Source organism: Streptomyces sp. NPDC091287, from assembly GCF_044768525.1.
In the GTDB taxonomy this organism is placed as follows: Bacteria; Actinomycetota; Actinomycetes; order Streptomycetales; family Streptomycetaceae; genus Streptomyces.
Genome location: NZ_JBIVUV010000013.1, coordinates 211,305 through 232,095, shown reverse-complemented (window position 1 = coordinate 232,095; position 20,791 = coordinate 211,305). Strand labels below are relative to the sequence as shown.

At 72.8% G+C, this 20,791-nt stretch carries 20 protein-coding genes; 4 read left to right on the top strand and 16 right to left on the bottom strand.

The genetic code is table 11. The annotated features are described in order from the left end of the window. Positions 1-68: 68 nt before the first annotated feature. From ACIQRW_RS23310 to infC, 5 genes are all read right to left on the bottom strand, one after another. Entirely contained in the window at positions 69-1,247 is a 1,179-nt protein-coding gene (locus tag ACIQRW_RS23310; RefSeq protein WP_403763489.1) for an ATP-binding protein, read from the bottom strand. Between the two features lie 172 nt (positions 1,248-1,419). After that, on the bottom strand, positions 1,420-2,265 hold the full coding sequence (locus tag ACIQRW_RS23305) for a TrmH family RNA methyltransferase (protein WP_403763486.1): 846 nt from the start codon (positions 2,263-2,265) through the stop codon (positions 1,420-1,422). Positions 2,266-2,392: 127 nt separating this feature from the next. Next, a complete protein-coding gene (gene rplT / locus ACIQRW_RS23300) occupies positions 2,393-2,776 on the bottom strand; it encodes a 50S ribosomal protein L20 (protein WP_007457565.1) in 384 nt (127 codons plus the stop codon). 107 nt (positions 2,777-2,883) lie between these two features. Then, complete coding sequence (gene rpmI, locus ACIQRW_RS23295; RefSeq protein WP_003970213.1) at positions 2,884-3,078, bottom strand: 50S ribosomal protein L35; 195 nt, start codon at positions 3,076-3,078, stop codon at positions 2,884-2,886. A gap of 120 nt (positions 3,079-3,198) precedes the next feature. After that, entirely contained in the window at positions 3,199-3,915 is a 717-nt protein-coding gene (gene infC, locus ACIQRW_RS23290) for a translation initiation factor IF-3 (RefSeq protein ID WP_361869557.1), read from the bottom strand. A gap of 370 nt (positions 3,916-4,285) precedes the next feature. Between infC and ACIQRW_RS23285 the strand changes: the two genes are divergently transcribed. Then, positions 4,286-4,648 carry a DUF1844 domain-containing protein gene (locus tag ACIQRW_RS23285; protein ID WP_018959482.1) on the top strand — a complete coding sequence of 121 codons (363 nt, stop codon included), beginning with the start codon at positions 4,286-4,288 and terminating at the stop codon, positions 4,646-4,648. A gap of 90 nt (positions 4,649-4,738) precedes the next feature. Here the strand turns inward: ACIQRW_RS23285 and ACIQRW_RS23280 are convergent, their stop codons facing one another. From ACIQRW_RS23280 to ACIQRW_RS23270, 3 genes are all read right to left on the bottom strand, one after another. After that, entirely contained in the window at positions 4,739-5,452 is a 714-nt protein-coding gene (locus tag ACIQRW_RS23280) for an MIP family channel protein (RefSeq protein ID WP_403763481.1), read from the bottom strand. A 115-nt stretch (positions 5,453-5,567) separates the two neighbouring features. After that, complete coding sequence (locus tag ACIQRW_RS23275) at positions 5,568-6,296, bottom strand: SseB family protein (RefSeq protein ID WP_403763478.1); 729 nt, start codon at positions 6,294-6,296, stop codon at positions 5,568-5,570. Between the two features lie 95 nt (positions 6,297-6,391). Continuing rightward, a complete protein-coding gene (locus ACIQRW_RS23270; protein ID WP_403763475.1) occupies positions 6,392-6,997 on the bottom strand; it encodes a TetR/AcrR family transcriptional regulator in 606 nt (201 codons plus the stop codon). A 65-nt stretch (positions 6,998-7,062) separates the two neighbouring features. Here ACIQRW_RS23270 and ACIQRW_RS23265 point away from each other — a divergent pair, with 65 nt between their 5' ends. Then, the gene (locus ACIQRW_RS23265; RefSeq protein ID WP_403763472.1) at positions 7,063-8,013 is read left to right on the top strand and encodes a DMT family transporter; all 951 of its coding nucleotides are present in this window, start codon (positions 7,063-7,065) and stop codon (positions 8,011-8,013) included. Between the two features lie 34 nt (positions 8,014-8,047). On the opposite strand, the gene mycP is transcribed toward ACIQRW_RS23265, so the two are convergent. Next, on the bottom strand, positions 8,048-9,229 hold the full coding sequence (gene mycP / locus ACIQRW_RS23260) for a type VII secretion-associated serine protease mycosin (protein ID WP_403763469.1): 1,182 nt from the start codon (positions 9,227-9,229) through the stop codon (positions 8,048-8,050). After that, on the bottom strand, positions 9,226-10,095 hold the full coding sequence (locus ACIQRW_RS23255; protein ID WP_403763614.1) for a hypothetical protein: 870 nt from the start codon (positions 10,093-10,095) through the stop codon (positions 9,226-9,228). The genes mycP and ACIQRW_RS23255 overlap by 4 nt, the downstream gene beginning before the upstream one ends. An 897-nt stretch (positions 10,096-10,992) precedes the next feature. Between ACIQRW_RS23255 and ACIQRW_RS23250 the strand changes: the two genes are divergently transcribed. Then, a complete protein-coding gene (locus ACIQRW_RS23250; RefSeq protein ID WP_403763466.1) occupies positions 10,993-12,195 on the top strand; it encodes an amino acid deaminase/aldolase in 1,203 nt (400 codons plus the stop codon). Positions 12,196-12,221: 26 nt separating this feature from the next. On the opposite strand, the gene ACIQRW_RS23245 is transcribed toward ACIQRW_RS23250, so the two are convergent. Both ACIQRW_RS23245 and ACIQRW_RS23240 read right to left on the bottom strand, forming a co-directional pair. Further along, entirely contained in the window at positions 12,222-13,184 is a 963-nt protein-coding gene (locus ACIQRW_RS23245; protein ID WP_403763464.1) for a DUF2510 domain-containing protein, read from the bottom strand. A gap of 49 nt (positions 13,185-13,233) precedes the next feature. Next, entirely contained in the window at positions 13,234-14,169 is a 936-nt protein-coding gene (locus ACIQRW_RS23240) for a LysR family transcriptional regulator (protein ID WP_274345740.1), read from the bottom strand. Positions 14,170-14,239: 70 nt separating this feature from the next. On the opposite strand from ACIQRW_RS23240, the gene ACIQRW_RS23235 reads away from it, so the two are divergent. Further along, positions 14,240-15,427, top strand: a complete 1,188-nt coding sequence (locus ACIQRW_RS23235) for a TDT family transporter (RefSeq protein ID WP_403763461.1) — start codon at positions 14,240-14,242, stop codon at positions 15,425-15,427. Here ACIQRW_RS23235 and ACIQRW_RS23230 read toward each other — a convergent pair. The 4 genes from ACIQRW_RS23230 to ACIQRW_RS23215 form a co-directional block, all read right to left on the bottom strand. After that, positions 15,366-16,076, bottom strand: coding sequence for a helical backbone metal receptor (locus ACIQRW_RS23230; protein WP_403763458.1), 711 nt, complete (start codon positions 16,074-16,076; stop codon positions 15,366-15,368). The genes ACIQRW_RS23235 and ACIQRW_RS23230 overlap by 62 nt on opposite strands. Positions 16,077-16,196: 120 nt before the next feature. Next, on the bottom strand, positions 16,197-16,742 hold the full coding sequence (locus tag ACIQRW_RS23225) for a helix-turn-helix domain-containing protein (RefSeq protein WP_403763456.1): 546 nt from the start codon (positions 16,740-16,742) through the stop codon (positions 16,197-16,199). 162 nt (positions 16,743-16,904) lie between these two features. Then, positions 16,905-19,526 (bottom strand): ABC transporter permease/substrate binding protein, encoded by a 2,622-nt coding sequence (locus tag ACIQRW_RS23220; protein WP_403763453.1) that lies wholly within the window; start codon positions 19,524-19,526, stop codon positions 16,905-16,907. Continuing rightward, positions 19,519-20,595 carry a glycine betaine/L-proline ABC transporter ATP-binding protein gene (locus ACIQRW_RS23215; protein WP_403763450.1) on the bottom strand — a complete coding sequence of 359 codons (1,077 nt, stop codon included), beginning with the start codon at positions 20,593-20,595 and terminating at the stop codon, positions 19,519-19,521. The genes ACIQRW_RS23220 and ACIQRW_RS23215 overlap by 8 nt, the downstream gene beginning before the upstream one ends. Positions 20,596-20,791 lie beyond the last annotated feature (196 nt).

The following is a 20,791-nucleotide window of genomic DNA, read 5'->3' as shown; positions in this document are numbered from 1 at the left end:
CGCAGGACGCAAAGGTGCCAAAGGTCGAGTCTAAAGGCCGCAGGACGGTCGGGGAGCCCGCGGGCTGCTCACACCAGGTAGGCGGGCATGCTCACGGGCAGAATAAATCGGAACTCGGCTCCGCCGCCGGGTCCCCGGTCGACGGTGATGGTGCCGCCGTGGGCCTCGACGATGCCCTTGACGATGTAGAGGCCCAGGCCCGTGCCGCCGCGCTTGCTCCCCCGCCAGAAGCGGGTGAAGACGCGGCCCATCGACTCCTCGGGGATGCCGGGGCCTTCGTCGCTCACGGTGACAGCCGTTCCCGTCTCGTCGTCCGCCCCCGGCGCGGGTGCCGGGGCGATCTCAATGGTGACGGTTCCCTCGCCGTGGCGCACCGCGTTTTCCAGGAGGTTGCCGAGGACCTGGTCGACCTTGTCGGGATCGGCCCACAGGGCGGGCAGGGGCCCCCGGGCCCGGACCCGGAAACGGTCGGGGGCCTGGCCGCCCGTGATGAGCGCCTGGATGTGCCGTGCCACGGCGGCGGGGACGTCGACGGGCTGGCGGCGCAGCTCCAGCCGGCCGGAGTCGATCCGGGAGATGTCGAGCAGCTCGGCGATGAGCCGGGTGACCCGGCCGGCGTCCGCGTCGACGGTCTCCAGCATCAGCCGCTTCTGGTCGTCGGTGAAACGTTCCCACTTGGCGAGCAGGGTGGCGGTGAACCCCTTGACGGAGGTCAGCGGGGAGCGCAGTTCGTGGGCGACGGTGGCGATCAGCTCCGCGTGGCTGCGTTCGGTACGCCGGCGGGCCTCGGTGCCCCGCAGCGAGACCACGACCCGTTGCACCGGGCCGAGCGGGTGCTCGCGTACGTAACGGGCGGAGACCAGCACCTCACGGCCGCCGGGCAGCAGCAGGTTGCGCTCGGGCTGGGCCTTGCGGGTGGCGAGACCGCCGTACGGGTCGGTCAGCTCCCACCAGCGCTTCCCCTTGAGGTCCTCCAGCGGGAGGGCGACGTCCAGGGGGCGTCCGATGGCGTCGGCGCGGGGGGTGGCGGTGATGCGGGCGGCGGCGGCGTTGAAGCAGACGATGCGCCCGCTCTCGTCGGCGACGACGAGACCGTCGGGAAGGTCGTCCGGGTCGATGCCGGGGGCGTCCTGGCCGAGGCCGGCGCCGAGGCCGTCCGGACCGGCCGCCGACCCGTCCGGCTCCTCTTCCGCAGCGCGTGCCGCGGTGGTGTGCGCCGGTCGCGGCGAGCTCATGCCGACAGCCATCTTCCCGTATCCCCACCTCTCGAACCGGTGCAGTGGGCCCCCGAGTTCGTCACCCTACTAGGCGGTGGTGAACCGGCGACACCCTGTGGGGGCGCGGAGAGGAGTGCGCCGGTGGGAGGGGCGCGGGAATGGCTGGGATCGTGTGCTGACGGGCCGTCGGAGCGGCGCTGCGTTACGCGTCGGGGGCGCGCCGGGGGCGCTGCGCGCGGGCGGAGGCGTACAGACAGACGGCGGCGGCGGTGGCGAGGTTGAGGCTCTCCGCCTTGCCGTGGATGGGGACGCGGACGACGGCGTCGGCGAGCGCGCGGGTCTCCTCGGGGAGCCCCCAGGCCTCGTTGCCGAAGACCCAGGCGGTGGGGGTGCCCATGGTGCCCGCGTCCAGCTCGTCGTCCAGGTCGTCGGCCCCGGCCCCGTCGGCGGCGAGGATGCGCACCCCGGCGTCCCGGAGGCCCCGCACGGCCTGTTCGACGGGGACGCCGACGGCGACGGGCAGGTGGTAGAGCGAACCGACCGAGGCCCGTACGGATTTGGGGTTGTAGAGGTCGACGGAGGCGTCGGTCAGGATCACCGCGTCCGCGCCGGCCGCGTCCGCGCAGCGCAGTACCGTCCCGGCGTTCCCGGGGTCCCGCACGTTGGCCAGAACGGCCACCAGGGTGGGCTTCGCGGCGAGGATCTCCTGGAACGGGGTGTCCAGGAAGCGGCAGACGCCGATGAGGCCCTGCGGGGTGACGGTCTGCGAGACGTCGGCGAGGACGTCGTCGTCGGCCAGGTGCACCCGGGCGCCCGCGGTGTGGGCGGCCTCGACGATGTCGGCGTACCGGTCGGCGGCCTCGGGCGTGGCGAACAGCTCGATGAGCGTCGGCTCGCCGTCGCCGCCCCGGTGGGCGGCGGCCTCGCGTACGGCCTGGGGCCCCTCGGCGATGAACCTGCGCTCCTTGCCGCGGAAGTTGCGGCGGGCCAGCCGGCGGGCGGCGGCGACACGGGGGGAACGCGGGGAGATCAGTTCGGGGGTGCCCATGGTCGGCGGCGAGCCTCTCTGCGTACGGCTGTGGCGGTGTGGAGTGTCTGCGGGGTCCAACGCACCGGACCCGCAGGCGGCGTGCGCCTGCGGGTCCGGTTCGCTCACCTGGAAGGGGGTGCCTGGATCAGGCGGCCTTCGGGGCGTTGACGTCGCTCGGGAGGGCCTTCTGAGCGACCTCGACGAGGGCGGCGAACGCGTTGGCGTCGTTGACCGCGAGCTCGGCCAGGATCTTGCGGTCCACCTCGATGTTGGCGGCCTTCAGACCCTGGATGAGGCGGTTGTACGTCATGCCGTTCTGGCGGGCAGCGGCGTTGATGCGCTGGATCCACAGCTGACGGAAGTCGCCCTTGCGCTTCTTGCGGTCGTTGTAGTTGTAGACCAGGGAGTGGGTGACCTGCTCCTTGGCCTTGCGGTACAGACGCGAACGCTGCCCGCGGTAGCCCTTGGCCGCCTCGAGAATTGCCCGGCGCTTCTTGTGGGCGTTGACTGCCCGCTTGACGCGTGCCACTTGTTAACTCCTTGTAGCGGGGCCGTGGGTGTCTTCACACGGCCCGGAAACGAATTGGTCCCGGTGTGATCGAGGTCGTGCCTCCGGGGCGAGCCGGAGGCCGAGCCTCACTTGCCGAGAAGCTTCTTGATCTTCTTGGCGTCGGCCGGAGCCACGACGACCGTGCCGGTCAGCGAGCGGGTCTTCTTGGACGACTTGTGCTCGAGCAGGTGGCGCTTGCCGGCCCTCTCGCGGAGCACCTTGCCGGAGCCGGTGATCTTGAAGCGCTTGCTGGCACCGCTGTGCGTCTTGTTCTTCGGCATCGCGCCGTTCTCTCCTCGTCAGTGGCGCCCCTCACGGTGCGGGGCACCGGACTGCAGGGGCGTCAGATCTCTATGGGATTCCGGGGGGACCCGGGGCCGCCTGGATGGCAGCCCCTGAGGTCACGTCTCGGAAGGTGTCTCGGCCGGAGCCTCGACCGCTTCGGCCGGAGCCTCGGCGGTGTCGCCCTCGGTCGGCGCGTCGGTCGTGCCCTGACGCTCGGCCTTGCGGGCGGCCTGGGCCTCACGGGCCTCGGCCATGGCTTCGGTCTTCTTCTTGTGCGGGCCCAGAACCATGATCATGTTCCGGCCGTCCTGCTTCGGGTTGGACTCGATGAAGCCCAGGTCCTCCACGTCCGAAGCGAGACGCTGGAGCAGTCGGAAGCCCAGCTCGGGGCGGGACTGCTCACGGCCACGGAACATGATCGTGATCTTGACCTTGTCGCCCTGCTTGAGGAACCGGACGACGTGACCCTTCTTCGTGTCATAGTCGTGCGGGTCGATCTTCGGCCGGAGCTTCATCTCCTTGATGACCGTGTGCGCCTGGTTCTTGCGCGCCTCACGGGCCTTCATGGCCGACTCGTACTTGAACTTCCCGTAGTCCATGAGCTTGCACACGGGCGGACGGGCTGTCGCCGCCACCTCGACCAGGTCGAGGTCATACTCCTGTGCGAGTTCCAGGGCCTTGGCAAGCGGAACAATCCCGACCTGCTCGCCGCTGGGACCGACAAGTCGGACCTCGGGAACGCGAATCCGGTCGTTGATGCGGGGCTCGGCGCTGATGGATCCTCCTCGGTAGCACCACGCGACCGCCTGGCGGACAGCCGCGTAACGTCTTATAACGTCAAGACCAACCGAGCCGGAAGCACAAAAATGCCCCGGACGGGACACAGGCGGGGCTCCAGGAACTACCGGAGCACCGCCGCGGTCAACCGCGGGGCGCATCGGACGGCTCCATCGTCCGTACGGAACGATGGGGACCGTCTGACCGGTGACCCGCCGTCCGGTGAGGACGGTCAGGTGGGAGATCGGAGCCTCCACTTGTGGGCCGGGCACATAGATGTCCGGCCGGTCGTTACACAAGGTTAGCAGCCCGGTCCCGGGGGCGCTAATCCTGCGTCTCCCCCGCCATCGTCTCCCTGTCCGCCCCGGCGGTCCTGAAGCGGCTCCCGCGCGCGGGAGGGCGGTGGCCTGGCCTTATCGTATGGGCATGAGTGACGCGACCCCCAGCAGTGAGAACCCCGGCTTCGACGACATGGCCCGCGACATCGCGGAGGTCCCCGCGGTCGAGGTGATCGTGACGGTCGCCGTCAACCTGATGAGCGCAGCCGCCGTGAAGCTCGGCCTCACCGAGGAGGGCGAGGAGCACAAGGACCTCGACGAGGCCCGCAAGCTGGTCCAGGCGCTGGCCGGACTGCTGGACGCGAGCGCCACGGAGATCAGCACCTTCCACGCCTCCCCGCTGCGCGACGGCCTGAAGTCCCTCCAGCTCGCCTTCCGCGAGGCCTCGCTGGTGCCGGACGAGCCCGGCCACGGCCCCGGCGAGAAGTACACCGGGCCGGTCTACGGCTGACCGCCACCCCTTCCCCCGTACGCCAGGAAGCCCGCCGTCCCCCCGTGGGGCGGCGGGCTTCCGCGTGTGCGGTCGGGCCGGGTCGGTTCGTCAGATGGCGTCCTCGGTCTCCGCGGGCAGGACGTTGGGGTAGGGGTGGGTGAGCCGGTGGGCGTAGGCGGCGATCGCTCCGCCTACCAGGGGCGCGACGATGAACAGCCAGAGCTGGGAGAGGGCCGCGCCGCCCGCGAAGAGCGCCGGGCCGAAGCTGCGCGCCGGGTTGACCGACGTGCCGGTCAGCGGGATGCCCACCAGGTGGATCGCGGCGAGCGCCAGGCCGATGGGCAGCCCGTCGAAGCCGGTGACCGCCACCTTGTGGGTCACCGCGAGGACCACGTAGACGAGCAGGAACGTCAGGACCACCTCGGCGAGGAACGCGCCGCCGATGTTGATGCCGACGGCCGACCGGTCGTCGTAGCCGTTGGTGCCGAACTCGCCGCTGGTCTCCAGGCCCGGGATCTGCTTCGCCAGCAGGAACAGCAGGGCCGCGCCGACGACCGCGCCGAGGAACTGGGCCACCCAGCGCTCGACGGCCGTACGGATGTCGATCCGGCCCGCCATATACATGCCCAGCGTCACCGCGGGATTGACGTGGCAGCCGGAGATCGGGCCGAGCGCGTAGGCCAGCGCGAGGAGGGTGAAGCCGAAGGTGAGGGCGATGCCCACCGTGCCGAGGTATTCGACGGCGACCACCGCGGACCCCACGGCGAAGAACACCAGCAGCAGGGTGCCGAGGAACTCTGACGCCACGATCCGCTTCTGCATGGAACCACCTCGCGAGCTTGATCGGTTGGTCGGATTTCTCCGAATTCCCGACAATTCTCACGGCGGCGGGCGCTTGGCGCGCGTCGACGGGGTCGTCCCGGTGCGGCCCGATACGTCAGCGGGCGAAGAGGGGCTCCCCCGGCGTGGGCGTGCCGGCGGGGAGAACGGCCAGATCTAGCCCGCTCACCAGCCGGGCCCGCAGCACCTCGCTGGCCGACAGAGCGCGGGCGATGCGGCGGGCCGCCTCGGCGGGCACGGCGTCCGGGGCGAGGACGAGGGCGAGCGTGCCGTCCGCGCTGCCGGGACCGAGGTGGGCGCGGACCACGGCGGGGTCAGCGGCCACGGCCTCCCGTACGGCCGCGATGACGGCGGGGTCCTGGAGCGGGTCGGTGCTGGTGCGGTTCTCGGCGAGGGCCAGGAGCGCCTGCCCGCTCAGCTCGAAGGCGACGGGCCCGGCGAGGTCCAGCACGACGGTGTCGGCCTTCTCGTGGGCGGCGGCCTGGAGCGCCTGGTGCAGCGGTACGGCGACGGGGCGCGCCTCCGGGTCCCAGAGCGCCAGCGACGCGGTCGAGGTGAAGGCGGGGAGCGCTCGCCGGTCGCCGGCCTGGAGGGTGGGTACGGCCATGTCGCTGGTCTTCTCGCGCCGGAGCCCCCTCTCGTCAACCTCGACCTCGCCGAGCACGGCGACGACGGGGACCAGGAGCCGGGCGTCGCGCAGGGCCGTCAGGACCGGGCCGACGGAGCTCCGGTCGCGGGACCAGGCGTCCAGGGCCCTGGTCAGGGCGGGGGACGCCGAGCCGTCGTCGTCGGAGAAACCGGGGTCCGGGATGTTCTTGAGCTCCACGGGACGAGGGTAGTGCCTGGGGTCCGGGGGCCTGCCCGCAGGTGGGACGGGCGCGGGCCTCGGCGCTCCGGCCGTCGCCGGGAGCCGGCACGGACTCAGCGTTCCGTCGCCGCGGCCAGCAGGGCGGCCGCCTCCTCGCGGGCGTGGGCGAGGGGGTCCGGGAAGACCTTCATGCCGTGGGCGACCAGGGCTCCTTCGTGCAGCAGCATGAGCGTCCGGCCCAGCCGGTCGGCGGCGTCGGGGCCGAGGCCCTCGATGCCTCGGGCGAGCCGGGTGAACAGGTCCAGCATCCACTGCTTCTGGCCGGTGATGACCGCGTGCGCCGGGTGGGACGGGTCACTGATCTCCGCATGGGCGTTGACCATGCTGCACCCCTTGGAGCCGTTGTCCGCCATCCAGGCGCGCGAGGCGTCGAAGACGGCCAGGAGCCGAGCGCGAGGCACGGGTGGCGCGGTGTCGAGGCGCTCGGCGAGGAAGGCGCGCCAGCGTTCGTCGCGGTCGGCGAGGTACTCCACGACGATCTGCTCCTTGGAGCCGAAGCGGTCGTAGAGGGTCTTCTTGGTCACCCCGGCCTCGGCGGCGATCAGGTCCACCCCGACGGCATGGATGCCCCGGTCGTAGAAGAGCCGCTCGGCGGCCGCCAGGGCCCGTCGCGCGGCAGGCGTCATGGTGATCCGTCGCAGCTCCTCGGAAGTACCCATGGCGACGAGTATACCGATCTGTATAGTCGAGGGCAGGTATACCGATCTGTATAGCGAGGTGCGTCATGAACATCCTGCTCCCGGTCGCCTTCGTGCTGTGCTGGAGCTCCGGGTTCATCGGGGCCAAGCTAGGCGCCGGCAGCGCGTCCGCCCTCACGATCCTGATGTGGCGGTTCCTGCCGCTGACGGTCGTCCTGGCCGTGGTCGCCGTGACCGTCGCGCGCGCCTCCTGGCGGGGCCTCGGCGTACGGGACGTGGTCCGGCAGGCCGTGATCGGCGCCTTGTCGCAGAGCGGCTATCTGCTGACCGTCTATTACGCGATCCAGCTCGGGGTCTCCACGGGCACCACGGCCCTGATCGACGGGGTCCAGCCCCTGGTGGCGGGGGCGCTGGCCGGACCGCTGCTGCGGAGTTACGTGACCGCCCGGCAGTGGCTCGGCCTGTGTCTGGGGGTGGCCGGGGTCGTCGTGGTCACGACGGCCGACGCCTCGGCCGCCGCCGGGGTGACCGGGTGGGCCTACGCCCTGCCGTTCGTCGGCATGCTGTCGCTGGTGGCGGCCACCTTCCTGGAGAGCCGTTCCGCCACCCGGGTGGCCCCTTCGGTGTCGCTGACGGTCCACTGCGCCGCCAGCACCGTGATCTTCACCGCGCTCGCCGTCGGCACGGGGACCGCGCTGCCGCCCGCCGAGCTCGCGTTCTGGGGCGCGGTCGGCTGGCTGGTGGTGCTGTCCACCTTCGGCGGGTACGGGCTGTACTGGCTGATCCTGAGGCGCTCGGGCGTCACGGCGGTCAACACGCTCATGTTCCTGATGGCCCCGGTCACGGCGGTGTGGGGAGCCCTGATGTTCGGAGAGCCGTTCGGCCCCCGGACCGTGCTCGGCCTGGCGCTGGGGCTGGTGGCGGTGGTCGTGGTGCACCGCGGGGCCGCCCCGCGCGGCGACCGGCACACCGGTGATCAGGCTCGGAAGGCGGCCGCGCGCGACCGGTCGGACGCGGTGCCCGGGGCGAGCAGGTGAATCATCGGCGCGGGCAGGTCCGGGCGCGGTGCGCTCAGCGGCGGCCGGGGGCGTTCCGACCGCGCCAGAGGACGACGGCCGCGGCCAGCAGCGCCGCACCGAGCCCGCCGGCGAGCGGGGCGGCCCAGTTGGCCGTCGCGTCGGCGGTACGGGCCGGGGCCGGGCCATCGCCGAAGTACCGCCCCCGGTGCCCCGCCGGGGCGGCCTTGGCGTCCAGGTCGGCCGGACGCAGCCGGGAGCCCGCCTCGATGGCCTCCGCCGGGTCGACGATCCCGTACCCCCGGGCGTCGTCACGGCCCTCGGCGGGGGCGTCGCGGGCGGTGTCGGCCAGCAGCTTCTTGATCTGGGCCGGGTCCAGGCCGGGGTGGGCGGCCCGGACCAGGGCGACCGCGCCGGAGACGAACGCGGCGGCGGCCGATGTGCCCCACTCGATGTAGTAGTGCCCGTCCGGGTTGGCGACCACGATGTCGACGCCGGGCGCGCTGACGGTGGCGTACCAGCGGCGGGTGGAGAACGAGGCGTGCGTGCCGTACTCGTCGACCGCGGCGACCGCGATCACCCCGGGGTAGGCGGCGGGGTAGGAGATCCGGTCCCCCTTCTCGCCGCCGTTGCCCGCCGACGCGACGACGGGGACGCCCTTGGAGAGGGCGTACTGGATGGCCGCGTCCTCTCCGGGGTCGGGGTGGGCGGACTCGCTGTCGTCGCCCAGGGAGAGGTTGATGACGTCGGCGCCGTTGTCCGCGGCCCAGCGGATGCCGTCGGCGAGGGCGGTGCCGCGGGACTTGCGGGCCTTGGCCCGGGCGGGGTCCTTGGACTCCAGAATGACCCGGACCGGCAGGATCCGGGCCTCGGGGGCTATGCCGAGGATGCCGTCGGAGCGCCCGGGGCCGTTGCCGCGTCCGGCGATGATGCCGGCCATCGCGGTGCCGTGCAGGGCCCAGGAGGAGTCGCCGCGGGCGGCGCCGAAGCCGACGAGATCCTTGCCGGGGAGCACCTGGCCCGTCAGGTCGGGGTGGGCGTCGTCGACCCCGGTGTCCAGGACGGCGACGGTGACGCCCTGGCCCCGGGTGGTCTCCCAGGACCGGTCGGTGTGCAGGGCGTCCAGGGCCCACTGCTGGTCCCGGATGGCGTCCGCGTGGGCGGGCGCGGCGGGGGTGAGCGCGAGGACGGCGGCGGCGCAGACCGCGGCGAGGACGCGGTGGGGTCGTCGGGTCATCCGGGCTGCTCCGTGAGTTCGGCGACGTGCGTGCGCAGCCCGCGCTCCACCCGGTCCGCGAGGCCCTTCGCCTCGTGGCCGAGCCCGGCCTGGGCGATGTCCGTCGTGGCACCCGAGGCCATGGCGGCGGGGGCGGGCTGCGGGTCGGCGACGGTGCGGCCGTCCGCGAAGCCGGAGACGGCGAGGACGACGACCGGGATCTCGGTGAGCGGGTTGACCGTCCAGCTGGCGCGCTGCCCGTCGCCGAAGGAGGCCGCGAGCGTGCCCTCGGGAGCGTACGTACGGGGCATGAGGTCCTTGCGCGCGCCGAGCTTCTGCTCGGTGAACCGGGTGTGCAGGGCCCGCATGCCCGGGGCATCGGCCTCGGTGAAGACCAGGCCGACGGTGGTGACGGCGGATCGGGTGGCGTCGGTGTAGGTGGCGCGCACCAGCCGTTCGCAGCCCACGGAGCGGAGCGTGGTCAGGAGCAGCGGGTCGAGCCCGCTCCTGCACGTGCTGTCGGCGGCGACGGCGATCCGCGTCCAGGTGCGGTGGGTGCCGCCGGGGCCCGCGCCCTTGCCCTGGACGGCGCGCGGGAACAGCGTGTCGACGGGGACGCTGTGCCAGGCGCCGCGTGCGGCGGTGTACGGGTTCCCGGTGGTCTCGGCCGAGGAGTCGCCGGTCAGCCAGGCCCCGGTGACCGCCCCGCCGATCAGCCCGAGGCCGAGCACGACGCAGGCGGCGGCCGCCGCGGTACGCCACCGCTGCCGGGGGCGGACCGGGCGCAGCCGGGTGGTGGTCTCGGCAGGTGTCTCCGGGTAGCCGTAGCGGACCGGCGTCCGGTAGCCGCCGGGGGGCGGCGGAACGGCTCCCGGCGCGGGCGTCAGATCGACGGCCCCGACGGGCCTGCGCCGAGTGACGGGCGGACCGGGAAGCGTCGGGCTCGCGGAACCCGCGGGGGGCGGGCCGGGGTGCGTAGGGCTCGTGGAGGGCGGCGCGGGCGCCGTGGGGGGCGTGGGCCGCTGGGCCGGTGCGGTCTGCGGGGCGGGGGCTGCCGGTGGGACCTGCGGGGCCGGTGCGGCCTGCGGAGCGCGAGCTGCCGGTGGGGCCGGAGTCCCCGGTCGGGACTGCGGGCCCGGTGGGGCCTGCGGGGTCACCCGGGCGGAAGGGGCCGGGGCGGGGGCTGCCGGTGGGGCCGGACGGGCTGGTGGGACGGCACGGGCGGCCAGGGTGAAGCGGGTCGGCGGGGCCTTCGGGTCCAGCGGGTCCAGCGGGGCCGGCGCGGCAGGCGCGGCAGGCGCGGCAGGCGCGGCAGGCGCGGCAGGCGCAGCCGAACGCATCGGCGGGGCCTGTGGGGCCGGTGCGACCGGGCGTGGCGGGGAGGGCTGCTGGGCCGGGGCCTGAGACGCTTCCTGCGGGGCCGAAGCCGGCGGGCGGGTCGGTGCGGGCTGCGCCGCCTGCGGAGCGACCGCCGGCCGAACCTGCTGAGGCGGCGCGGTCCCTGATGCGGGCGGAGGCGTGGAAGCGGGAGCCGGGGCCGTGGGAGGGGTGGTCGGGCGGGGCGGCACAGGGGCGCGCTGCGCTTCGGTACTCATCCGGCCCCCCGCATACACGTCCTCGTACCGACCACGGATCACCGCCGCTGACAGGCCCGTTGGTGCTCGCGTGCACGTCACTCTACGGGCTGCGGGCGGGCGGCGGGGAACGGGACGCCCCGGTCGGCGGACGATCTGTCCCGATCGTCCCCCTACCCAGCCGTAGCGGCTCTCTGGCAAGCTGCGGCCATGACTGCCCGCGCCGCTGACCGGACCCGCTACAACCGGGCCACCGCCCATCTCGACGCCCCGATCGCGATCGTCGATCTTGAGGCGTTCGACGCCAACGCCGACGATCTGGTGCGGCGGGCGGCCGGGAAACCGGTCCGGGTGGCGAGCAAGTCGGTGCGGTGCCGGGCCCTGCTGGAACGGGTGCTCGCGCGTCCCGGGTTCGCCGGGATCATGTCGTACACGCTGGCGGAGTCGCTGTGGCTGGCGCGGGCCGGGTTCGACGACGTCCTGCTGGCCTACCCGTCGGCCGACCGGTCCGCGTTCGCCGAGCTGGCGGCCGATCCCAAGCTCGCCGGGGCCGTGACCGTGATGGTCGACGACCACGCCCAGCTGGAGCTGATCGACGCCTCCCGGGCGGGCGGCCGGGAGGAGATCCGGGTCTGCCTGGAGCTGGACACCTCGCTGCGGATGCTCGGTGGCCGGGTCCGGATCGGGGCGCTGCGCTCACCCCTGCGCTCCCCCGCGCAACTCGCCGAGCTGGCCCGCTCGGTGGCCCGCAGGCCGGGCTTCCGCCTGGTGGGGGTGATGGCGTACGAGGGGCATGTCGCCGGGGTCGGCGACGCGCTGGCGGGGCGGCCGCTGCGGTCCCGGGCGATCCGGCTGATGCAGTCGGCCGCCCGCAAGGAGCTGGCGGTGCGCCGGGCCGAGGTGGTGCGGGCGGTCCGCGCCGTCGCGCCGGAGCTGGAGTTCGTCAACGGCGGCGGAACCGGCAGTGTGCAGCACACGGCGGCCGAGGCCGCGGTGACGGAGATCGCGGCCGGTTCGGGGCTGTACGTGCCCCGGCTGTTCGACAACTACACGTCGTTCACCGGCCGTCCGGCGGCCCTGTTCGCGCAGCCCGTGGTGCGCCGGCCGGGCGTGGGCGTGGTGACAGTGCTCGGGGGCGGCTATCCGGCGTCCGGCGCGGCCGGCGCCGACCGCTCGCCGGTGCCGTATCTGCCGGAGGGGCTGCGCTACGACGCGCAGGAGGGCGCGGGCGAGGTACAGACGCCGCTGCTGGGCTCCCCCGCCGACGACCTGCTGATCGGCGACAAGGTGTGGTTCCGGCACGCCAAGGCCGGGGAACTGTGCGAGCGCTTCGACGCGCTGCACCTGATCGAGGGCGACCGGGTCACGGCGAGCGTTCCGACGTACCGGGGCGAGGGGCAGACCTTCCTCTGACGTCGGTCCCGCGGGCGATGTGGGCTTCAGGGGCCGATGGACGCGCCCACTCCACCGCTCGTCGCGCTGTCGCCGAGCGGGCGGATGCCCCGGGTGATGGTGTCCATCAGGGACAGCGGCAGGCCGGGTGCCCCGGCGTCGAAGGCGAACCGGACGATCACCGGTGTCCCGGCGCCCACCGAGGAGGGGAAGACCAGGGACTGCACGTACCCGCCGGGCCCCTTGCCGGTGGTGACCTGCCAGCGCACCAGGTAGCCGGTGCGGCCGGCGACGGTCAGCTCCTGGGTCTTGAGCACCTTGTGGGACGTGATGCCGCCGTGCGTGCGCCGGCCGAGGTTGTCCTCCTCGTAGGCCTTGTCGGCCGCGGTGACGATGTCGGCCTCGGCCAGGGTTCTGACATCGGTCTCGCCGCCCCGGGCGGTGCGGGTGGTGACCGTGCCGTGGTAGCAGAACGACGCGCCTCCGGGGCAGTCGTAGGACTGCTCGGTGCGGATGGTGGGGGCGTCGTCGGAGGTGCTCTCCGGCTTCTCCCAGCCCTCGGGCACCGGCAGGGTGACCCCGTTGAGCTGGTCGACGAGGACGGCGGGGTCCTCGTCCTGGTCGGGCTCGGCGGAGGAGGCGGTGGCCGTGGGGGCGGTGACGGGGGCCGGGGGCGAGGCGGTCGTCGTCGGAGCCGCGGGCGTACCGCCCTCGTCGCGGCCGAGCAGTACGGACCCGGCGACGGCCGCGCCCAGGACCAGCACCCCGGAGAGCGTGATCGCCAGGACCTTCGTCCGGCTGCCGCCGCCGGCCTCGTCCCGGGGGCCGCGCTGGTGCGGGAGCGGAAGCGACGGCGGGCCGAACGCCGCGGGTGCGGGCGGCTGTTCCGGTGCGGCGTGGGCAGCGTCGGGCCGGCGGGTGTGCGCGGTCCAGGCCGTGCCGTCCCACCAGCGCTCAAGGCCGGGTGCGCCCGTGTCCGGGTACCAGCCGGGCGGCGTCGCGTAGCTCATGCCCCCACTCTAGGGTCCGGCTCCGACACGGCGGCCGGGGTTCGCGGGGTCAGGCGTCGCGGCCGGTCAGGGACAGCAGATCGCGGGCGGGGCCGGTGGGGCGGTGGCCCCCGGGCCAGACCGCGCGCAGTTGGCGGCGCAGCCGTACGCCCGCGATGGGGACCTTGACGAGGCGGCGGGACGACAGCTCCTCGCCGAGGGCCAGTTCGCTCAGGACGCAGGGGCCCGCGCCGCTCTCCGCCGCGCCCTTGACCGCCGTGGTCGAGGAGAGTTCCAGCAGGGGCTGGGCCAGTCCGCCGTGCACGGCGAGCGCCGCGTCCAGGACCTGGCGGGTGCCGGAGCCGTGTTCGCGCAGGATCAGCGGGGTGGCGGCGAGTTCGCCGGGCAGCAGCGGGGTGCGGCGGCGGGCCCAGGGGTGGCTGGGGGCGACCACGACGACGAGGCGGTCGTGGGCGATGACGGTGCCGTCGAGCCCCTCCGGTATCGACAGGCCCTCGACGAAGCCGAGGTCGGCCTCGCCGGTGACCAGGCGGCGGGCGACGGCCGCGGAGTTGCCGACGAGGAGCGAGACCGCGGTGTCCGGCCGCTCGCCGCGCAGCGCGATCAGCCAGCCCGGCAGCAGGTACTCGGCGATCGTCATGCTGGCGGCGACCCGCAGCCGGGAGTCGCGGCGGTCGCGCAGCGCCTGGGCACCGGCGTCGAAGGCCTCCGCCGCCTCGACGACCCGGCGCGCCCAGTCGGTGACCAGCGCGCCCGCGTCGGTGAGCCGGGAGCCGCGCGGGGAGCGGTCCAGGAGGGCGACGCCGAGCTGGCGCTCCATGGACCGGACGCGGCTGGAGGCGGCGGGCTGGGTGATGCCGACGTCCCGGGCGGCCCGCCCGAGGCTGCCGTGCCGGGCGACGGCGAGCAGCAGTTCCAGCGCCCCGAGGTCGGGGACCCGGTGGGAGAGGGAAACGTGGGGTGCGTGTGCGTCGTCGCCGGTCATAAAGCCAGCTTATGACCTCATAGGAACGGGATGCCTGGTGGGCAGGGGGCCGGCCGCGAAGAATCGTGGCATGGCCATCTTTCCGCAGACCCGGACCGCCGTTCCCTCGCCCCCCGCCGCGCTTCCGACCCGCCCGGCGGAGGCATCCGGCGACGCGACGCGGCTGCCTTCCCTGCGAAACATCGGCCCCAACTGGTACGCGAGCGTCATGGGCACCGCGATCGTCGCGAGCGCCGGCGCGATGCTCCCGGGGGACGTTCCCGGGCTGCGGGCCGCGTGCACCGTGGTGTGGGCGCTGTCGGCCGTGCTGCTGTCGGCCGTCCTCGCCGCCCGTACCGGGCACTGGCTCTGCCACCGTGACCAGGCGCGGGCCCATCTCCTGGACCCGGCCGTCGCCCCGTTCTACGGCTGTCTGGCGATGGCGCTGCTGGCCGTCGGCGGGGCCACGCTGACGGTGGGCCAGGACGTGGTGGGCGCGCGGGCGGCGCTCGCGGTGGACGTGGTGCTGTTCGTGGCGGGTACGGCGATCGGTCTGGTGGCCGCTGTCGTGGTGCCGTATCTGATGGTCGTACGCCACCGTCCCGCGCCCGGGACCGCGTCCCCGGTGTGGCTGCTGCCGCTGGTCGCCCCGATGGTGTCGGCCTCGCAGGGCGCGCTGCTGGTGCCCCACGTCGCCGCCGGACAGGGACGCGAGGCGCTGCTGCTGGCCTGCTACGCGATGTTCGGCCTGTCGCTGCTGGCCACGCTGGTCGTGCTGCCTCTGGTCTTCTCCCGGCTGGTCCACCACGGTCCGCTGCCGCTCGCGCTGACGCCGACGCTCTTTCTGGTGCTGGGCCCGCTCGGGCAGTCGACGACCGCCGTCAATCAGCTCGCCGACGCCGCCCCGGGGGCGGTCGGGGCCCCCTACGCCTCCGCGTTCGGCGCGTTCGCCGTGCTGTACGGGGTGCCGGTGATGGGCTTCGCGCTGCTGTGGCTGGCCCTGGCGACCGCGATGGTGGTGCGGGCCGCCCGGAACGGCATGGGCTTCGCGATGACGTGGTGGGCGTTCACCTTCCCCGTCGGTACGTGTGTGACGGGCGCGGCCGGTCTGGCGCGGCACACCGGGCTCGACGCGCTGACCTGGCTGGCGGTGGGGCTGTACGTCCTCCTGGTGGCGGCCTGGGCGGCGGCCGGGACGCGGACGGCGCTCGGGGTGCTCAGCGGAGCGCTGACGGCAGCGCCCGTGCCGCCTCGGCCAGCGACGGCCCGTACCACGTGAGCAGCCGCCCGTCGACGAGTGCGGCGGGCAGGGCCGGGAAGGCCTCGGGCCCGTCGTCCGCGGTGAAGCGGTAGGGCTCGTCCGGCAGCACGATCAGCTCGGCCCCGGAGGCGTTCAGCTCGTCGAGCGGGATGCGCGGGTAGCGCTCGGCGTGGTCGGCGTACACGTTGCGGATGCCGAGACGGGCGAGGAGGTCGCCGGCGAAGGTGTCGTGGCCCAGCACCATCCAGGGCCTCCGCCAGATCGGTACGGCGGCGGGGCGCGGGCTCCCGGAGGGCGCGGGCAGCCCGGCCCAGGCGGCCTCGGCCGTGTCCAGCCAGCGGGGCCGGGCCAGCCCGCAGCCGTCGACGAGGACGCGGTGCAGTTCGGCGAGGGCCTGGTCCAGGGTGCGGACCTCGGTGACCAGGACGTCGAGCCCGGCCGCCCGGAGCGCGTCGAGGTCGGGGGCACGGTTCTCCTCCTCGTTGGCGATCACGAGGTCGGGGGCGAGGGCGGCGATCGCGGCCACGTCCGGGTTCTTCGTGCCGCCGATGCGGGCGGCGGTGAGATCCGCGGGGTGGGTGCACCAGTCGGTGACCCCGACGAGCAGCCCGGGTGCGGTGTGGGCGACGGCCTCGGTGAGCGAGGGGACCAGGGAGACGACGCGCACGGACGGGCCTTTCGCGGGTGGAGGGGCGGGACCGCCCCCGCACGGACTCGCCCCGCACGGACTCGGCACCGTACGGACTCGCCCCGTACGGACTCGGCACCGTACGGACGGCGTACGGGGTCAGCGGCGCGAGTCGAACGTGGCGTCGATGTGTTCGGCCACCGCGACGACCAGCAGCCGGGTGCCGGGCACGGTGGCGCGCCAGCGGTGGCGGACCCCGCCGGAGAGGAACAGGGTGTCGCCGCGCTCCAGACGGTGGACCTGGCCCTCCGCCTCGACGTCGACGGCGCCCTCGACGACGTACATCAGTTCGTCGTTGCGGTGCTGGAACTCGCGGCCGAGGTCCGGTTCGCCGGTGAACTCCAGGGCGCTGAGCTGATGCCGGCCGCGCACCAGGCGGCGTACGCCCTCGCCCTCCTCGGCCCGGACGACGTCCACGGCGCGCGCGGAGTCGGCGGCGGCGTGAAGCTTCTTGGTGGTGGTCTCCAGCGCTTCGGCGACCCGGTCGAGGGAACGGGCGCTGGGGCGGGCGCGCTCGTTCTCGATCTGGCTGAGGAAGGGCACGGAGAGGCCGCTGCGCGACGCGACCGCGGCCAGTGTGAGTCCCAGGGTTCTGCGCCGTCGGCGGACGGCGGCGCCCACCCGCGGTGTGTCCTTGTCGTCCATGTCCCGGCTCCCTCCCGCCTCCGCCATCCTCCCGGTTGCCAGCACCTTACGCACATGGTTGCGCACGACGTCCGGTAAACGCCCCCGGGCAGCCGGAAGGGGTGGCCCCGCCCGAAGGCGGGGCCACCCCTCACGACCTGCTGCTTTCGTGCCCGTGGGCCCTTACTGGGGCGCCATGGTGTCCGCGATGCCCGGGTTGTCGTCCATCCAGGCCTTCACGGCTTCCTCCTCGTGACCCACGCCACGCTTCTGGATCTCGTTCTCCAGGCCGCCGAGCTGCTTCTCGGTGAGCTTGAAGTCCTTGAACCACTTCGTCAGCTGCGGGTACTGCTTCGGGAACTCCTTGGAGGCGATGGTGTGCAGGCGGTCGCCCTCACCGAACGCCTTCTTCGGGTCCTTCAGCTTGGTCATGCCGTACTCGTTGTACGCCCAGTGCGGGGTCCACAGCAGAACCGCGATGGGCTCCTTCTTGGCGTACGCGCGCTTCAGCTCGGCCAGCATGCCGGGCGTGGAGGAGTCGAGGACCTCGTACTCCTTGTCCAGGCCGTAACCCGGCAGGACGTTCTTCTTGAGGTTCTCCATGGTGGCGGTGCCGGGCTCGATGCCGACGATCCGGCCCTTGAAGTCGGACCCCTTGCCCTTGAGGTCGTCGAGGGTCTTGACGTCCTTGACGTAGTCGGGGACGGCGACCTCGATGGAGGTCGGCCCGTACCAGGAGCCGATGTCGGTCAGCTTGTCGCCGTACTTGTCCCAGTAATTCTTCTGGGTGTACGGCAGCCAGCCGTCGAACTGCACGTCGATCTGGCCGCGTGACATCGCGGCGTACATCGGGCCGACCTCGAACTGCTTGAGGTTGATCTTGTAGCCGCGCTCCTCCAGGACCGCCTTCCACAGGTACGTGGCGGCGATGTCCTCCTCCCAGGGGAACCAGGCGACCTCGACGGCACGGTCACGCTCGTCCTTGCCGCCGTCGGCCTTGGCGTCCTCGGGGACCGGGGACCACTTGTCGGCGACGCCCGGGTTGTCCTTCAGCCAGGTGCGGACGGCTTCCTGCTCCTTGCCGGAACCGGACTTCTGGATCTCGGCCTCAAGGCTGGTGAGCTGCTTCTCGCTCATCTTGAAGTCCTTGAGCCACTTGCTGACCACGGGGTTCTCGGCGGAGAAGCCCTTGCGCGCCAGGGTGTGGACGCCGTCGCCCTTGCCCCAGAGACCCTTGGGGTCCTTCAGCTTGGTGAGGTCGTACTCGTTGTACGCCCAGTGCGGCGACCAGAGCGGAACGACGATCGGCTCCTTCTTGGCGTACGCGCGCTTGAGCTCGGCCAGCATGGACGGCGTCGAGCCGTCGATGAGCTTGTACTCCTTGTCCAGGCCGTAGCCCGGCAGCAGCTTGTCCTTGAGCAGGCCCATCTCGCCGGCGCTCGGCTCGATGCCGACGATGCGGCCCTTGAACTCGGACGCCCGGCCCTTCAGGTCGTCCATCGACTGGACGTCCTTCATGTACGCGGGGACGGCGAGCTCCAGCGAGGTCGGGGCGTACCACGCGCCGAGGTCCTCCAGGCGGTCCTTGTACTTCGCCCAGTAGCTGGCGTGGGTGACCGGCAGCCACGAGTCGGTCTGGAAGTCGATCTGGCCGTTGGCCATACCGGTGTACAGCGCGCCGGCCTCGTACTGCTTGACGTCGACCTCGAAGCCGCGCTGCTCCAGCATCTCCTTCCAGAGGAACGTGGAGGCGATGCCCTCGTCCCACGGGATGTAGCCGATGCTGACCTTCTTGCCGTCGCCGATCCGCGCGGCCTGGCCTGCGGTGTCGTCCTTGGAGCCGCCGAAGACGCTCATGCTGCCCGCGACGAGCGCGAGGACGACGATGCCGACGGCCGCGAGGCGGGGCTGCGGACGGTAGGTCCAGATCTTCCAGCCCTCGGCCATGGCCTGGGCCTTGGCGACCGCGCGGCGGCCCAGCGGGGAGACCTCGGTGCCCAGGGCGCCGGTCATCCGGTCCAGGTACATGGCGAGGATGACGATGGAGATGCCCGCCTCGAAACCGAGGCCGACGTCGACGTTGCCGATGGCGCGGTAGACGGAGCCGCCGAGGCCGCCGCCGCCGACCATGCCCGCGATGACGACCATGGACAGGCCGAGCATGATGACCTGGTTGATTCCGGCCATGATCGTGGGCAGGGCGAGCGGCAGCTGGACGCGCAGCAGGGTGTTGCGCGAGGTGGTGCCGAAGGCCTCGGCCGCCTCGACGAGGTCGCCGTCGACCTGGCGGATGCCGAGTTCGGTCATACGGACGCCCGGGGGCAGCGCGAAGATGATGGTGGCGATGATGCCGGGGACCACGCCGACGCCGAAGAAGATGACGCCGGGGATCAGGTAGACCATGGCGGGCATGGTCTGCATGAAGTCCAGGACCGGCCGGGTGATCGCGCTGACCGTCTTGGACCGGGAGGCCCAGATGCCCAGCGGCACGGCGATGACCAGGGTGACCAGGGTCGCGACGAGCACCAGGGTGAGGGTGTCCATCGCTTCGTCCCACAGCTCGACGGAGTCGATGAGGGCGAACCCGACGAAGGTGAGCAGCGCCGCGGGCAGGCCGCGCAGCCACCAGGCGATGACGGCGACGATGCCCGCGAAGATCAGCGGCGCGGGGGCGGACAGGACGGCGGCTATGCCGTCGAACATGCCGCTGACGATGGAGCTGATGGCGTCGAAGAGCCAGGCGAGGTGGGTCTGCAGCCAGTCGACCGCGGAGTCGACCCATTCGCCGAGGGGGAGCCTAAACACTGGCCACCTTCTTCACGCCGTCCGCTGCCGCGGGTTCGGTGTCGCGGGGGGCCTCGGCCGGGGTCATCGGCTCACCGAGGACGGCGAGCAGCCGGGAGCTGGGGACGACGCCGACGAGCTTGCCCTTGGCGTCGGTCACGGCGACCGGGTTCGAGCTCTGCGAGCAGGGCGTGAACAGGTCGATGATCGGCGTGGACTCCGGGACCGTGGCGGGTGCCGCGGCCAGCACGTCCTGCGGGGTGCGCAGTTCCTTGCCGTCCGCCGTCCTGGTGCCCATCACGGTGTGCGCCTCGGCCATGATCGCGCCCGCGGTGAGCACCCGGGAGCGGTCGACGTCCTGGGTGAAGGAGGCGACGTAGTCGTTGGCCGGGGTGACGAGGATGTCCTCGGCGGTGCCGAGCTGGACGATCTCCCCGTCGCGCATGACGGCGATCCGGTCGCCCAGGCGCATGGCCTCGTTGAGGTCGTGGGTGATGAAGACGATGGTCTTCTTCAGGCGCTTCTGGAGCTCCAGCAGCTGGTCCTGCATGTCACGGCGGATCAGCGGGTCGAGCGCGCTGAAGGACTCGTCCATGAGCAGCAGGTCGGCGTCGGTTGCCAGCGCGCGGGCGAGGCCCACACGCTGCTGCATACCGCCGGACAGCTCGTCGGGCCAGGACTTCTCCCAGCCTTCGAGGCCGGTCAGACGCAGCGCCTCGGTGGCGCGCACCTCGCGCTCCTCGCGCGACACACCCTGGACCTCCAGGCCGTACGCGGCGTTCTCCAGGACGCTCCGGTGGGGGAAGAGCGCGAAGTGCTGGAAGACCATGCTGATCTTGGTGGAGCGGACGTGCCGCAGGTCGCGGGGGCTCAGGGCGGTCAGGTCCTGACCGTCGAAGAGCACCCGGCCCGCCGTGGGGTCGAGCAGACCGTTGAGCATCCGCAACAGGGTGGACTTGCCCGAGCCGGACAACCCCATGACGACGAAGATCTGACCCGGCTCCACGGTGAACGAGGCGTCGATCACCGCTGCGGTCGTCCCCTCGGCGCGCAACTCGTCGCGGTCGGAGCCGCTTTCGAGCTTCCGCACGGCTTCATCGGGTCGTCTTCCGAAGACTTTGTACAAGTGTTCGGCTTGCAGCCTGGACACATACACCTCACGCGTTGAACCGAAAAACGGTCTGCCACCCCCTCCGGCAGACCGTGGAGCGGTGCGGGTTCTGTCCGCGTGGCACATGCACTAGTTGAAAATGCGACGTGGTTCGCTCCGATGGCGCGCCTGCCCT